Origin of the sequence: Kitasatospora sp. NPDC058218 (assembly GCF_042882445.1) — a bacterium.
Taxonomy (GTDB): domain Bacteria; phylum Actinomycetota; class Actinomycetes; order Streptomycetales; family Streptomycetaceae; genus Kitasatospora.
This window is the reverse complement of record NZ_JBHVWC010000032.1, coordinates 21,822-37,539: the sequence shown is the minus strand read 5'-3', so window position 1 is coordinate 37,539 and position 15,718 is coordinate 21,822. Positions and strand designations below refer to the sequence as shown.

The window sequence follows — 15,718 nt, the reverse complement described above, 5'->3', positions numbered from 1 at the left end:
GAAGGTCCCTCTTCACCATGTCGAACGACAGCAAGCTCGTTGACTACCTCAAGTGGGTCACGGCGGACCTGCACCAGACCCGCCAGCGGTTGCTGGAGGCCGAGTCGGGCAAGCAGGAGCCGATCGCCATCGTGGGCATGGCGTGCCGGTTGCCCGGCGGGATCGCCTCCCCGGAGGACCTCTGGCAGTTGCTGGCCGAGGGACGGGACGGAGTCACCCCCTTCCCCACGGATCGCGGGTGGAACCTGGAAGCCCTCGCCGGTGACGGCGCGGGCAGCAGCGCGGCGCTGGAGGGCGGTTTCGTCGACGCCGGCGCCTTCGACGCGGACTTCTTCGGCATCTCGCCGCGCGAGGCGGTGGCGATGGACCCGCAGCAGCGGCTGCTGCTGGAGACCTCGTGGGAGGCGGTCGAGCGGGTCGGTGTGGACCCGGTGACGCTGCGGGGCAGCCGGACCGGTGTCTTCGTCGGCACCGCCGGGGTGGACTACGTCGGCGTGGTGATGAACTCCGCCGAGGACGTGGAGGGCCACGCCACGACCGGGCTCACGGCGAGCGTGCTGTCCGGTCGGATCTCCTACGCGCTGGGTCTGGAGGGCCCCGCCGTCACCCTGGACACGGCCTGCTCGTCCTCCCTGGTGGCGCTGCACCTGGCAGCTCACTCGCTGCGCAGCGGCGAGTGCACGCTGGCGCTGGCGGGCGGGGTGACGGTGCTCTCCACGCCGATGAGCTTCGCCGGTTTCAGCCGGCAGGGCGGGTTGGCTTCGGACGGTCGGTGCAAGGCGTTCGCGGAGGCGGCGGACGGCACGGGCTGGTCGGAGGGTGTGGGTGTGCTGGTGCTGGAGCGGTTGTCCGATGCGCGGCGCAACGGGCACGAAGTCCTGGCGGTGGTGCGCGGCAGTGCGGTGAACCAGGACGGTGCGTCGAACGGTCTGACGGCGCCGAACGGTCCGTCGCAGCAGCGGGTGATCCGCCAGGCGCTGGTGAGCGCCGGTCTGACTGCGGCGGACGTCGACGTGGTGGAGGGACACGGAACCGGGACGCCGCTGGGTGACCCGATCGAGGCGCAGGCGCTGCTGGCGACGTACGGGCAGGACCGGCCGGCGGGCCGGCCGTTGTTGTTGGGGTCGTTGAAGTCGAACATCGGGCACACCCAGGCGGCGGCGGGTGTGGCGGGCGTGATCAAGACGGTGTTGGCGATGCGGCACGGTGTGTTGCCGAGGACGTTGCACGTGGATGCGCCGTCCTCGCAGGTGGACTGGTCGGCCGGGTCGGTGGAGCTGCTGACCGAGCTGACACCGTGGCCTGCGGTGGGCCGGCTCCGGCGGGCCGGAGTGTCGGCGTTCGGGATCAGCGGGACGAACGCGCATGTGATCGTGGAGCAGGCACCGGCCGCTGAGGAGGTTTCCATCGAGCCGGTGGTATCACCTGCCGGGGTGCCGTGGGTGGTGTCGGGGAAGTCCGAGGCGGCGCTGGACGCCCAGTTGGGGCGGGTGTCGGCGCTCGGTGAACTGTCGGCGCTGGATGTGGGGATGTCGCTGGCGGGGCGGACCCGGTTCGAGCACCGGGCGGTGCTGTTGGACGGCACCGAGGTGGTGCGCGGCGAGAGTAGCGAGCGGTCGTTGGCGGTGCTGTTCTCCGGGCAGGGCTCGCAACGTCTGGGGATGGGGCGGGAGTTGTATGGCCGCTTTCCGGTGTTCGCCGAGGCGTTCGACGCGGTGTGTGCGGAGCCGGGGTTCGGGTCGGTGCGGGAGGTGGTCTGGGGTGCGGACGCGGCGTCGCTCGACCGCACCGAGTTCGCCCAGACGGCACTGTTCGCCGTCGAGGTGGCGCTGTTTCGGCTGGTCGAATCCCTGGGCGTGCGGCCGGACTTCGTGGCCGGGCACTCGGTCGGTGAGGTCGCGGCGGCGCATGTGGCGGGCGTGTTCTCGCTGGCGGATGCCTGCACGCTGGTGGCCGCCCGTGGCCGGTTGATGCAGGCCCTCCCCGCCGGTGGTGCGATGGTCGCGATCGAGGCCGCCGAGGACGAAGTCCTGGCCCTGCTGGGCGAGTCCGTGTCGGTCGCGGCCGTCAACGGCCCTGGGGCGCTGGTCCTGGCGGGTGCCGAGACCGAGGTGCTGCGGATCGCCGAGGAACTCGCCGCCCGGGGACGGAGGACCACCCGGCTGCGGGTGAGTCACGCGTTCCACTCGCCGCTGATGGACCCGATGCTGGCCGAGTTCCGCGCGGTGCTGGAGGGCCTGTCGTACGGCGCGCCGGAGATCCCGCTGGTGTCGAACGTGACCGGGGGTGTCGTGGCGGCGGAGTCGGTCTGTTCGCCGGAGTACTGGGTGCGCCATGCCCGGAAGACGGTCCGGTTTGCCGACGGGGTGCGGTCGCTGGTCGCGGAGGGTGTGTCGGCATGCCTGGAGCTGGGCCCCGACGGGGTGTTGGCGGGACTGGCGCAGTCGGCGGTGGACGAGGAGATCGTCTCCGTGCCGGTGCTGCGCAAGGACCGCGGCGAGGAGGTCGCCCTGCTCACCGGTCTGGCCCGGCTGCACGTCGCGGGCGTGGCCGTCGACTGGGCGCGGGTGTTCGACGGCACCGGTGCCCGCACCGTCGGCCTGCCCACCTACGCCTTCCAGCACGAGAAGTACTGGCCGAGGCCGGCCACCCACCTGGGCGACCTGACCGGCGCCGGGCTGATGCCCGCGGAGCACCCGTTGCTCGGCGCCACCGTCGCTCTGGCCAACTCCGAGGGCATGCTGTTCACCGGACGGCTGTCGCCGAAGGCGCACCCGTGGCTCGCCGAACACACCGTGGACGGGCTGGTGGACTTCCCGGCCACCGGTCTCCTGGAACTGGCCATTCGGGCCGGTGACTTCCTGGGATACGACCGGGTCGAGGAGTTCACGCTCGCGGCGCCGCTGGTCCTGCCGGCGGACGGCGCGGTGGCCGTCCAGGTCTGGCTGGGTACCCCGGACGCGTCGGGTGTGCGGGCGGTGAGTTTCTTCTCGCGTGCCGAAGGGGTGGTGGAGGGGCCCTGGACCGAGCATGCGTCGGGTGTGTTGGTGGTGGGGGAGCGGGTCGCGGACTTTGACGGGTCGGTGTGGCCGCCGCGTGGTGCGGTGGCGGTTTCGTCGGGTGATGAGTCGGTGTCGGTGTGGCGTCGGGGTGAGGAGACCTTCGTCGAGGCCGGGTTGACGGGTGAGGCGGCGCGGGATGCGGGGCGGTACGGGCTTCACCCGGCCTTGCTGGCGGAGGTGGTGCGGGCCGTCGGCGGTGGGTTGGTGCCGGTGGGGTGGGGCGGTGTGTCGCTGCATGCGGCGGGTGCGTCGGTGGTGCGGGCGCGGGTGACGCGGGCCGGTGAGGGGGTGGTGTCGCTGGCGGTGGTGGATGTCGAGGGTGCGCCGGTGTTGTCGGTGGAGTCGCTCGCGTTGGGGGCTCCGGTGGCGGGGCCGGCGGCGGGGCTGGACGGGTTGTTGCGGCTGGAGTGGGTGCCGGCGGTGTCGCGTCCGGCCGGTCCTGGCGCGGTGCGCTCGGTGACCTTGGGCGTCGAGGTGTCGTGCCTGGCGGAGGCGCCGGGGGACGCGGCGCTGGTGGTGGTTCCGGTGTCGGCGCCGGGGATGGACGTCCCGAATGAGGTGCATGAACTCACTGCGTGGGTTTTGGGGTTGGTGCAGGAGTGGGTCGCTTCGGAGCGGTCGGCGCGGTTGGTGTTCGTGACGCGTGGCGCGGTTCAGGCTGATGCGGACGAGGTGGTGCGGGATCTGGCCGCTGGTGCGGTGTGGGGTCTGGTGCGGTCGGCGCAGTCGGAGAATCCGGACCGGTTGATGTTGGTGGACCTGGACGACGGCGCTGAGCTGCCGGTCGGCGAGGTGTTGGCGGCGGGCGAGGCGCAGGTGGTGGTGCGTGGTGGTGTGGTGCGGGTGGGTCGGTTGGCTCGCCAGGCCACGGGTGCGGGTGGGTCCTCGGTGTGGGCGAAGGCCGGGACGGTGCTGGTCACGGGTGGGACGGGTGGTCTGGGCCGCGAGGTGGCCCGGCATTTGGTGGTTGAGCACGGGGTCCGCAAGCTGTTGCTGGTGAGTCGGCGTGGATTGGAGGCGCCGGGTGCGGTGGGGTTGCGGGCGGAGCTTGCCGGTCTGGGTGCGGAGGTGGTCGTCGCCGCGTGTGATGTGGCGGACCGGGCGGCGTTGGCCGGGGTGTTGGACCAGGTTGGTGATCTGTCGGCGGTGGTGCACACGGCCGGGGTGCTGGACGACGGTGTCGTGACGTCGTTGACCCCGGAGCGGTTGTCGGCCGTGCTGCGTCCGAAGGTGGACGCGGCCTGGAATCTGCATGAGTTGACCGAGGACCTGGAGCTGTCGGCGTTCGTGCTGTTCTCGTCGATCTCGGGTGTGATGGGCAGTGCCGGTCAGGGCAACTACGCGGCGGGCAACGTCTTCCTGGACACGCTCTCCCAGTACCGCCGTTCCCGTGGTCTGGCGGCGCAGTCGCTGGCCTGGGGCGCCTGGGCCCCCTCCGGCGGTATGACGGGAACGCTCTCCGAGGCGGACCTGCGGCGGATCACCGCCTCCGGCGTGCCGCCGCTGTCCGTCGCGCAGGGTCTGGCCCTCCTCGACGCCGCCACCCGGACCGACGAGGCGTTCCTGCTCCCGCTCGGCCCGCTCATGGCAGCGGGCGCGCCGCGTCTGCCGGGTGAGGTGCCGACGATGTTCCGAGGTCTGGTCCGGGGTGGTCGCCGGATGGCCGCCACCGCCGTGGGCGGGGCCGGCGCGGCCGTCGCCCTGGCCGGAAGGCTCTGGGCGCTGCGCGGGAGTGAGCGGGTCCGTCACCTGGTGGACCTGGTCCGGACCGAGGCCGCTGCCGTCCTGGGCCACACCTCGGCGCAGGCCATCGGTGCCGACCGGGACTTCCACGATCTGGGCCTGGACTCGTTGACCGCGCTGGAGCTGCGCAACCGGTTGACCTCGGTCACCGGCCTCCGGCTGCCGGCGACCCTGGTCTTCGACCACCCCACCCCCACCGTCCTCGCCGCACACCTGCTCGCCGAACTCCTCGACGAGCACAGCGAGGTGCCCACCCTGGCCGCGCCGGAGGTCGGGGCCTCGGACGACCCCATCGCGATCGTCGGCATGGCCTGCCGCCTGCCGGGTGGGATCTCCTCCCCGGAGGAGCTCTGGGAGCTGGTCCTCGACGGCCGGGAGGGGATAGCCGACTTCCCCACCGACCGGGGTTGGGACCTGGACGTGCTGCGGAGCGGCGGCCAGGACGGTCGCGGCCGCAGCGCCACGGCCAAGGGCGGCTTCCTGCACGGAGTGGCCGAGTTCGACGCCGGGTTCTTCGGCATCTCGCCGCGTGAGGCGATGGCGATGGACCCGCAGCAGCGGCTGCTGCTGGAAACCTCGTGGGAGGCCTTCGAGCGGGCGGGCATCGACCCGGTGACGCTGCGCGGCAGCCGGACCGGTGTCTTCGTCGGAACCGGCGGCCAGGACTACCTGATGCTGGTGATGAACTCGCGCGAGGACATCGAGGGCCATGCCAGTACGGGCCTCGCCGCGAGCGTGGTCTCCGGCCGCGTCTCCTACACCTTCGGTCTGGAGGGCCCGGCGGTCACCGTCGACACGGCCTGCTCCTCCTCCCTGGTGGCGATGCACCTCGCGGCTCAGTCGTTGCGCAGTGGCGAGTGCTCGCTCGCCCTCGCCGGTGGTGTCACCGTGATGTCCTCCTCCCTGGGCTTCCCCGGATTCACCCGGCAGGGTGGGTTGGCTTCGGATGGTCGGTGCAAGGCGTTCGCGGAGGCGGCGGACGGCACGGGCTGGTCCGAGGGCGCGGGTGTGCTGGTGCTGGAGCGGTTGTCCGATGCGCGGCGCAACGGGCACGAAGTCCTGGCGGTGGTGCGCGGCAGTGCGGTGAACCAGGACGGCGCCTCGAACGGTCTGACGGCGCCGAACGGTCCGTCGCAGCAGCGGGTGATCCGCCAGGCACTCGCCAATGCCGGTCTGACGGCCGCCGAGGTGGACGCGGTCGAGGGGCACGGGACGGGTACCACGCTGGGTGACCCGATCGAGGCGCAGGCGCTGCTGGCGACCTACGGCCAGGACCGGGAGGTGCCGCTCCTCCTGGGCTCGCTCAAGTCCAACATCGGGCACACCCAGGCGGCGGCGGGTGTCGCCGGTGTGATCAAGACGGTGTTGGCGATGCGGCACGGGGTCCTGCCGAGGACGCTGCATGTGGATGCGCCGTCCTCGCATGTGGACTGGTCGGCCGGGTCGGTGGAGCTGCTGACCGAGCCGGTGGCGTGGCCGGAGCGTGAGCGTCCGCGTCGTGCGGCGGTGTCGGCGTTCGGGATCAGTGGGACGAACGCGCATGTGATCGTCGAGCAGGCGCCGGCAGCCGAGGAGGATGCGGCCGAGGCGGTGGTATCACCTGCCGTGGTGCCGTGGGTGGTGTCCGGCAAGTCCGAGGCGGCGCTGGACGCCCAGCTGGGGCGGGTGTCGACGCTGACCGTACTCTCCCCGTTGGACGTTGGGTTGTCGCTGGTGGGGCGGAGCCGGTTCGAGCACCGGGCGGTGCTGCTGGACGGCACCGAGGTCGTGCGCGGCGAGAGTAGCGAGCGGTCGCTGGCGGTGCTGTTCTCCGGGCAGGGCTCGCAACGGATCGGTATGGGGCGGGAGTTGTATGCCCGTTTCCCGGTCTTCGCCGAGGCGTTCGACGCGGTGTGTGCGGAGCCGGGGTTCGGGTCGGTGCGGGAGGTGGTCTGGGGTGCGGACGCGGCGTCGCTCGACCGGACGGTGCACGCGCAGACGGCGCTGTTCGCGGTGGAGGTGGCGCTGTTCCGGCTGGTCGAATCCCTGGGCGTGCGGCCGGACTTCGTGGCCGGGCATTCGATCGGTGAGGTCGCGGCGGCGCATGTGGCGGGCGTGTTCTCGCTGGCGGATGCCTGCACGCTGGTGGCCGCCCGTGGCCGGTTGATGCAGGCCCTCCCCGCCGGTGGTGCGATGGTCGCGATCGAGGCCGACGAGGACGAAGTCCTGTCCCTGCTGGGCGAGTCCGTGTCGATCGCGGCCGTCAACGGTCCGTCGTCCGTCGTGGTGTCGGGCGCCCGCGACGCGGTGGAGGCGGTCGATGCCCACGTCCGGAAGCTGGGCCGCAAGACCACCCTGCTGCGGGTCAGTCACGCGTTCCACTCGCCGCTGATGGACCCGATGCTGGCCGAGTTCCGCACGGTGCTGGAGGGCCTGTCCTACGGACCGCCGCAGATCCCGCTGGTGTCCAACCTGACCGGCGGTCTCGCGACGGCCGAGCAGATCTGCTCGGCCGACTACTGGGTCCGCCACGTCCGGGAGACCGTCCGCTTCGCCGACGGCGTCAGGGCGTTGGGCGAGCGCGGCGCGTCGGCGTTCCTGGAGCTCGGCCCCGACGGCGTCCTGACGGCCCTCGCCCGGCAGAGCCTGGACCAGGACAGTGTGGTCACCCCGGTCCTGCGCAAGGACCGCCCCGAGGAGGTTGCCCTGCTCACGGGCCTGGGCCGGCTGCACGTCGCGGGCGTGGCCGTCGACTGGGCCCGGCTCTTCGACGGCAGCGGCGCCCGCCGCCTGGCCCTGCCCACCTATGCCTTCCAGCACGAGCGTTACTGGCCGGACACCCGTCCGGCCGCCACCCCGGTGCCGGGCGCCGGCGAGGACCAGGCCGACGCGCGGTTCTGGGCCGCCGTGGAGGGTGAGGCCCTGGACGGCGCGGCCCTGGACACGCTCGCGGCGGATCTCGACGTGGACACCGAGGCCCTCGGGGCCGTGCTGCCCGCGCTCTCCTCCTGGCGGCGCCACCGCCGCGACCAGTCGTTGCTGGACGCCCTGCGTTTCCACGAGTCCTGGCAGCCGCTGTCCGGGGTGTCGGCGCTCCGACCGGCGGGCGGGTGGCTGGTCGTCGCGCCGGCGCGCGGTTGCGACGAGGAGTGGACGGCTGCGGTGATCGAGGCGGTCGGACCGCAGGCGCTCTGCCTCACGGTCGAGACGGCCGGGTCCGCGCCGGACCGCCTCGCCCTCGCCGCGCAGCTGCGTGAACTGCCCACCGCCGGAGTGCCGTTCGCGGGTGTCGTCTCGCTCCTCGCGACGGCGGAGCCGACCGGCGCCGGTGAGCCGGGCGCGGTGGTCGCGACCGCGGTCCTCCTCCAGGCCCTGCGTGATGCGGAGATCGCGGCGCCGCTGTGGTGTGTGACGCGGGGTGCGGTGGCGGTCGGCGGCGAGTCGCCGCAGGCCACGGCGCAGGCCGGTGTGTGGGGCCTCGGCCGGGTCGCGGCGCTGGAGCACCCCCGGCAGTGGGGCGGCCTGATCGACCTGCCGCCCGTGATCGACCGGCGGGCGGCGCAGCGGTTCGCCGCTGTGCTGGCGGGCCTCGACGGTGAGGACCAGCTCGCGGTGCGGCCCGCCGCCGTGTACGCCCGCCGGCTGGTATCCGCCCCTACCGGTTCACCGGATGCGGGCTGGACCCCGGGGACTGCCGGGGGCACCGTGCTGGTCACGGGCGGGACCGGCGGCCGGGGCGCGCAGGTGGCGCGTTGGCTGGCCGCCGCAGGGGTCGGCCGGCTGCTGTTGGTGAGCCGGCGCGGCCCGCAGGCGCCGGGTGCCGAGGAGCTGGGCGCGGAACTGCGCCTGCTGGGTACCGAGGTGACGGTGGCGGCCTGCGATGCCGCCGACCGCGACGCGCTGGCGGCCGTCCTGCGGGCGGTGCCGCCCGAGGCTCCGCTGACCGCGGTGGTGCACGCGGCCGCGCTCGTCGACGACGGAGTGCTCGACGACCTGACACCCGAGCGGTACGCCGCGGTGTACCGGTCGAAGGTGGTCTCCGCGCTGAACCTGGACGAGCTGACGCGCGAGCAGGAACTCTCCGCGTTCGTCCTCTTCTCCTCGGTGGCGGGTGCGGTCGGCACCCCCGGGCGGGCGACCGTCGCCGCCGCGAACGCGGTGCTCGACGCGCTGGCCCAGCGGCGTCGGGCCGAAGGGCTGGTCGCGACCTCCCTGGCCTGGGGCGCCTGGGCGGGCGAGGAGGCGGCGGGCCCGGCCGGGCAGCAGGACGGCCCGGCACGGCGCGCCACCGTGCCGGTGGTGCACCCGGAGCTGGCCCTGGCCGCGCTGCGGCAGGCGGTCACCGGGCCGGCGGCCACGCTGGTGGTGCTCGACCTGCGCCAGCCGCAGATCCTGGACACGCTGGTCGGCCTGCGCGGCAATCCGCTGCTGAAGGACCTGCCGGCGGCCCGGCAGGCCATCGCCGACGCGGACGTGGCACGCCGGGAGTTCGCCTCGGCCGCCTCGGAGCTCGGGCAGCGCCTGCGGCCACTGGGCGGCAGCGAGCGGCTGGCGGTGCTGACGGACCTCGTGCGGACGCAGGTGGCGGCCGTGCTCGGGTACGCCGACAAGGCGGCTGTCGCGCCCGACCGGAAGTTCCGGGACCTCGGCTTCGACTCGCTGACCGCGATCGAGCTGCCCGGCCGGCTGGACCTGGCCACCGGAGTGAAGCTGTCGGCCACCGCGGTCTTCGACTACCCGACCTCGGCCGTGCTGGCCGCCCACCTCCTCGCGGAGCTGCTCGACGGCCCCGAGGACTGCGAGGACCGCCACGCCCCGTCAGGTGGGCGGTCGCCGGCCGGACCGGACCCGGTCACCGACGACCCGATCGCGATCATCGGCATGGCCTGCCGGCTGCCGGGCGGGGTCGCCTCGCCCGAGGACCTGTGGCAGCTGGTCACCGAGGGGCGGGACGGGATCTCCGCCTTCCCGGACGACCGCGGCTGGGACCTGCGGACACTGCTCGTCGGCGACCGGAACGGGCGGGGGCGCAGCGCGACGCTCGAAGGCGGCTTCCTGCGGGGTGTCGCCGACTTCGACGCCGCCTTCTTCGGGATCTCGCCCCGTGAGGCGCTCGCGATGGACCCGCAGCAGCGGCTGCTGCTGGAGACCTCCTGGGAGGCGGTCGAGCGCGCGGGCATCGACCCGGAGCGTCTGCAGGGCAGCCGGACCGGCGTGTTCGTCGGCACGAACGGCCTGGACTACGCGACGCTCATGATGAACTCGCGCGAGGACATCGGGGGCCACGCCGGGACCGGTCTGGCCACCAGCGTGCTCTCCGGTCGCATCTCGTACACCCTCGGACTGGAGGGTCCGGCGGTCACCGTCGACACCGCGTGCTCCTCCTCGCTGGTGTCCCTGCACTGGGCCACCCGGGCGCTGCGGGGCGGCGAGTGCTCGCTCGCCCTGGCCGGCGGCGTCACGGTGATGACCACACCGGTGAGCTTCGCCGGGTTCACGGTGCAGAGCGGCCTGGCCTCGGACGGCCGGTGCAAGGCCTACTCGGACGCGGCGGACGGCACCAACTGGTCCGAGGGCGTGGGCATGCTGCTCCTGGAGCGGCTCTCGGACGCTCGGCGCAACGGGCATCAGGTGCTGGCGCTGGTGCGCGGCAGCGCGGTGAACCAGGACGGCGCGTCCAACGGCATCACGGCGCCCAACGGCCCGTCCCAGCAGCGGGTGATCCGGCAGGCGCTGGCGAGTGCCGGTCTGACGGCCGACGAGGTGGACGCGGTGGAGGGGCACGGGACGGGCACGTCCCTCGGAGACCCGATCGAGGCGCAGGCGCTGCTGGCGACCTACGGGCGGGACCGCGATCCGCAGCGTCCGCTGCTGCTCGGTTCGCTCAAGTCGAACATCGGGCACAGCCAGGCGGCGGCGGGTGTCGCCGGTGTGATCAAGACGGTGCTGGCGATGCGGCACGGTGTGCTGCCGAAGTCGTTGCACATCGACCGGCCGTCCTCGCACGTGGACTGGTCGGCCGGCGCGGTGGACCTGCTGACCGAGGCGCGGCCGTGGCCCGAGGTGGACCGGCCGTGGCGGGCGGGTGTGTCCTCCTTCGGGATCAGCGGCACCAACGCGCACACGATCATCGAGCAGGCGCCCGCGGCCGAGCAGGTCGCCGTCGAGCCGGTGGTGGAGCCGGGTGTGGTGCCGTGGGTGGTCTCGGGGAAGTCCGAGGCGGCGCTGGACGCCCAGTTGGCGAGCGTGTCGGCGCCGGCCGAACTGTCGCCGCTGGATGTGGGGTTGTCGTTGGCCGGGCGGACGCGGTTCGGGCACCGGGCGGTACTGCTGGACGGTACGGAGGTGGCGCGGGGTGCGGCCGTGGAGCGGTCGCTGGCGGTGCTGTTCTCCGGGCAGGGCTCGCAACGGATCGGTATGGGCCGGGAGTTGTATGGCCGCTTCCCGGTGTTCGCCGAGGCGTTCGACGCGGTGTGTGCGGAGCCGGGGTTCGGGTCGGTGCGGGAGGTGGTCTGGGGTGCGGACGCGGCGTCGCTCGACCGCACCGAGTACGCGCAGACGGCACTGTTCGCCGTCGAGGTGGCGCTGTTTCGGCTGGTCGAATTCCTGGGCGTGCGGCCGGACTTCGTGTCTGGGCACTCGGTCGGTGAGGTCGCGGCGGCGCATGTGGCGGGCGTGTTCTCGCTGGCGGATGCCTGCACGCTGGTGGCCGCCCGTGGCCGGTTGATGCAGGCCCTCCCCGCCGGTGGTGCGATGGTCGCGATCGAGGCCGCCGAGGACGAAGTCCTGGCCCTGCTGGGCGAGTCCGTGTCGGTCGCGGCCGTCAACGGCCCTGGGGCGCTGGTCCTGGCGGGTGCCGAGACCGAGGTGCTGCGGATCGCCGAGGAACTCGCCGCCCGGGGACGGAGGACCACCCGGCTGCGGGTGAGTCACGCGTTCCACTCGCCGCTGATGGACCCGATGCTGGCCGAGTTCCGTACGGTCGTCGCGGGCCTGTCCTACCGTGCGCCACGGATCCCGCTGATCTCCAACGTGACCGGCGCGGCGGCCACGGCCGAGCAGGTGTGCACGCCGGAGTACTGGGTCCGGCACGTCCGCGAGACCGTCCGCTTCGCCGACGGTGTAAGGGCGTTGAGTGCCAACGGGGTGTCGGCCCTCCTGGAGCTCGGCCCGGACGGGGTGCTGAGCGGCCTGGCCCGGCAGACCCTCGACCAGGACAGCGTGGTCACCCCGGTCCTGCGCAAGGACCGCGGCGAGGAGGTCGCCCTGCTCACCGGACTGGCCCGGCTGCACGTCGCGGGAGTCGCCGTCGACTGGGCCCGGCTCTTCGACGGCACCGCCGCCCTGCGCGCGGACCTGCCCACCTACGCCTTCCAGCACGAGCGCTACTGGCCGCGCCCGGCCGCCCTGTCGGGTGACGTGACCTCGGTCGGACTGGTGCCGGCGGAACACCCGCTGCTCGGCGCCGCCGTCCCGCTGGCCGACTCCGACGGTGTGCTCTTCACCAGCCGCCTGTCGCCGCGCGTGCACCCCTGGCTGCTCGACCACACCGTCGACGGGCAGGCGTTCTTCCCCGCGACCGGCTTCCTGGAGCTGGCCGTCCGAGCAGGGGACCAGGTCGGCTGCGAGCAGGTCGTGGACTTCACCCTGACCGCGCCGCTGCCGCTGTCCGAGGACGACGAGCCGGTGCTGCAGGTCTGGGTCGGCGCGGCCGACGCGTCGGGACTGCGCAGCGTCAGCTGCTTCGCGCGCCCGGCGGAGGCCGCCCCGGACGAGTCGTGGACGCGCTGTGCCACCGGCACGCTGGCCACCGGGGCGGGGGAGCGGACCGCCGAACTCGACGGGGTGATCTGGCCGCCGGCCGGCGCGGTCGAGCTCGACCTGGAGGGCTTCCACCGGGCGACCGGCCACGGGCCCGCGTTCCACGGCCTCCGGGCCGCCTGGCTGCGCGGCGACGAGGTGTTCGTCGAGGCCGAACTGCCCGGCGAACTCGCCGAGGACGCCCGCTACTTCGGCATGCACCCGGCCCTGCTCGGCGCCGCGCTGCAGGCCGCCGCGTTGCTCGGCCTTGGCGAGGAGGAGCGGATCCCGCTCCCGCACGCCTGGCACGGCGTGTCGCTGGAGGCGGGCGGCGCCGCCGCGGTGCGCGTGCGCCTCACCCGGCTCGGTGCGGACTCGGTGTCCGTCACGGCGATCGACAGCGAGGGCGCACCGGTGCTCTCGGTGCGGTCGCTGACCCTGCGCTCCCCGGAGGCGGACGCCACGGCGGCCGGACCGAAGGGCGGCCGGCAGCCGCTGTTCACGGTGGAGTGGCCCGCGCTCGCGCAGCACGCCGGCGCCGGGACGCTGCGGTCGGCGGCGCTGGGCATCGACGAGTTCGGGCTGGGCGCCTCGGTCGGCTCGCTGGCGGAGGCGGCCGGTGCCCGGGCGGCGGGCGTCCCCGACCTGCTGGTGGCCGCGCTGCCGGCCCCGGCCGGGGACGACCTGCCCGCCGCCGTCCACGCGCTGACGGCGCGGGTCCTGGGGCTGGTCCAGGAGTGGCTGGCGCAGCCGCGGTTCGCCCGCTCCCGCCTGGTGTTCGTGACCCGCAACGCGATCCGCGCCGCCGACGGCGAGGCGGTGCGGGACTTGGCCGGCGGGTCCGCCTGGGGCCTGGTCCGCTCGGCCCACGCCGAGCACCCCGACCGGTTCGTCCTGCTCGACGTCGAGAAGGACGAGGACGTCAGCGCGGCGCTGGCGGGCCTGGCCGGCCCGCTGGCCGACGGCGAGGCCCAGTTCGCGGTCCGCGAGGGCGTGCTGCGGGTCGGTCGACTGGCCGCGCTGAGCACGGACGTCGACGCGGGCGCCGGGACGGCCGAGGGCACCGCCGCAACCACCGGCACCGGCGGCCGGGTGGCGGACTGGGACCGGGAGGGCACCGTCCTGATCACCGGTGGTACCGGCGCCCTCGGCCGCCACCTGGCGCGCCGGCTGGCCGGCTCCGGTCTGCGGCACCTGCTGCTCACCAGCCGGCGTGGCGCGCAGGCGCCCGGCGCGGCCGAGCTGGCGACCGAACTGCGCGCGCTGGGCGCGCGGGTGACGATCGCGGCCTGCGACACGGCCGACCGGGCGGCGGCGGCCGCGCTGCTGGCGGCCGTCCCGGCCGAGCACCCGCTGACCGCGGTGATCCACACCGCCGGTGTGCTCGACGACGGCATCGTCACCGCCCTGACGCCCGAACGCCTGTCGGCCGTCCTGCGGCCGAAGGTGGACGCCGCCTGGCACCTGCACGAGCTCACCCGGGAGCTCGACCTGGCGGCCTTCCTCACCTTCTCCTCCGTCGCGGGCGTGATGGGCAGCCCCGGCCAGGCGAACTACGCCGCGGCCAACTCCTTCCTGGACACCCTCGCCGACCACCGCAGGTCGCTGGGGCTGGCCGGGACGTCGATCGCCTGGGGTCCGTGGGTCCAGGACGACGGCATGACCAGCGAGCTGACCGACACCGACATGCGCCGCATGCAGTCCGGCGGGATGCCGCCGCTCTCGGTCGAACAGGGGCTGGCCCTGTTCGAGGCGGCCACCGGCCGCGGCGAACCGCTGGTCGTCCCGCTCGGCCTGGCCGCCGGCGGCATGCGGCCGCAGGGCGAGGTGCCCCCGCTCTTCCGCGGACTGGTCCGCAGCGCCCGCCGCACCGCCGCCGGCGCCTCGGGCGGCGCCGCCGCGGCGGCCGGCTTCACCCGGCAGCTGGGCGAGCTGGGGGAGCAGGACCGGGTGCGCTTCCTGGTCGAGACCGTCCGGGCCGAGATCGCCACGGTGCTGGGCCATGCCTCGCCCACCACCGTCGAGGCGGACCGGGACTTCTACGAGCTGGGCTTCGACTCCCTGACAGCGGTGGAGCTGCGCAACCGGCTGGCCGCGGTCACCGGGCTGCGGCTGCCGGCGACGGTCGTCTTCGACAGCCGTACCCCCGGCGACCTCGCCGCCTGGCTGCGCAGCGAACTGTCCGCGCAGCCGGGGCCGGAGACGGCGGGAGCCGTCGTCGTCGGGATGCCCGCCGGCGGGCAGGAGATCGACTCGCTGGAGCGGCTGTTCATGGAAGCCCTGGCGGTGGGGAAGATCGGCGAGGCCCAGCGGATGCTGGCGACCGTGGCGGCCCTGCGCCCGACCTTCGAGGCGACCGCCGAGCTGGAGGACCTGCCCTGGGCGGCCACGCTGGCCGAGGGCCCGCGAAAGCCGCGCCTGATCTGCGTCAGCGCGCCCACCGCCAACGCGGGCATCCACCAGTACGCCAGGCTCGCCGCGCACTTCCGCGGCGACCGGGACGTGGCCGCGCTGCCGCTGGTCGGCTTCGCCACCGGCGAGCGGCTGCCTGCCACGCCGGAGGTCGCGGTGCGGGTGATCGCCGAGAGCGCGTTGCGGGCGAGCGAGGGGCACCCGTTCGTCCTGGTCGGTCACTCCTCCGGTGGCTCCTTCGCCTACGCGGCCGCCGGACTGCTGGAGAACACCTGGGGGATCAGGCCCGCGGGCGTGGTCCTGCTGGACACCCTGAGCTTCCGGCACACCGCGGACGAGGGCGTCGACTACTCCGGCATGATGCGGCTCAACTTCACCCAGGCGGACGCCTCTCCGGTGCGGCTGACCAACTCCAGGCTGTCGGCGATGGGGCGGTGGATGGTCCTGCTGAACCAGCTGGACGTGCAGCACACGACCGCCCCGGTCCTGCTGGTCCGGTGCGGTAAGCCGCTGTTCGGCGACGGCGAGGGCGACGCCGCCGGGCCGGTCCCGCCCGCGCCGCGGCGGGAGGAGCAGCAGCCGGAGCCGCTGGTCCCGGGCGCGGACGTCCGCCCGGTCGAGGCGGACCACCTGTCGATGATCCGGGAGGACTCGGCGCGGACGGCCCGGATCGTGGAGGAGTGGCTGCGCGCCACCGACGTGGCGCACTGACCGGGCCGCGG

1 protein-coding gene is annotated in these 15,718 nt (G+C 74.1%); it reads left to right on the top strand.

Features of this window, described 5'->3' with window-relative positions:
• The first annotated feature begins 17 nt into the window (after positions 1-17).
• Positions 18-15,707 (top strand): type I polyketide synthase, encoded by a 15,690-nt coding sequence (locus tag ACFVYI_RS21050; RefSeq protein WP_387887694.1) that lies wholly within the window; start codon positions 18-20, stop codon positions 15,705-15,707.
• Positions 15,708-15,718 lie beyond the last annotated feature (11 nt).

What these genes read in the sequence shown, in the direction of transcription:
- ACFVYI_RS21050 (WP_387887694.1), top strand. Translation starts at nt 18, where the DNA reads ATGTCGAACGACAGCAAGCTCGTTGACTACCTCAAGTGGGTCACGGCG.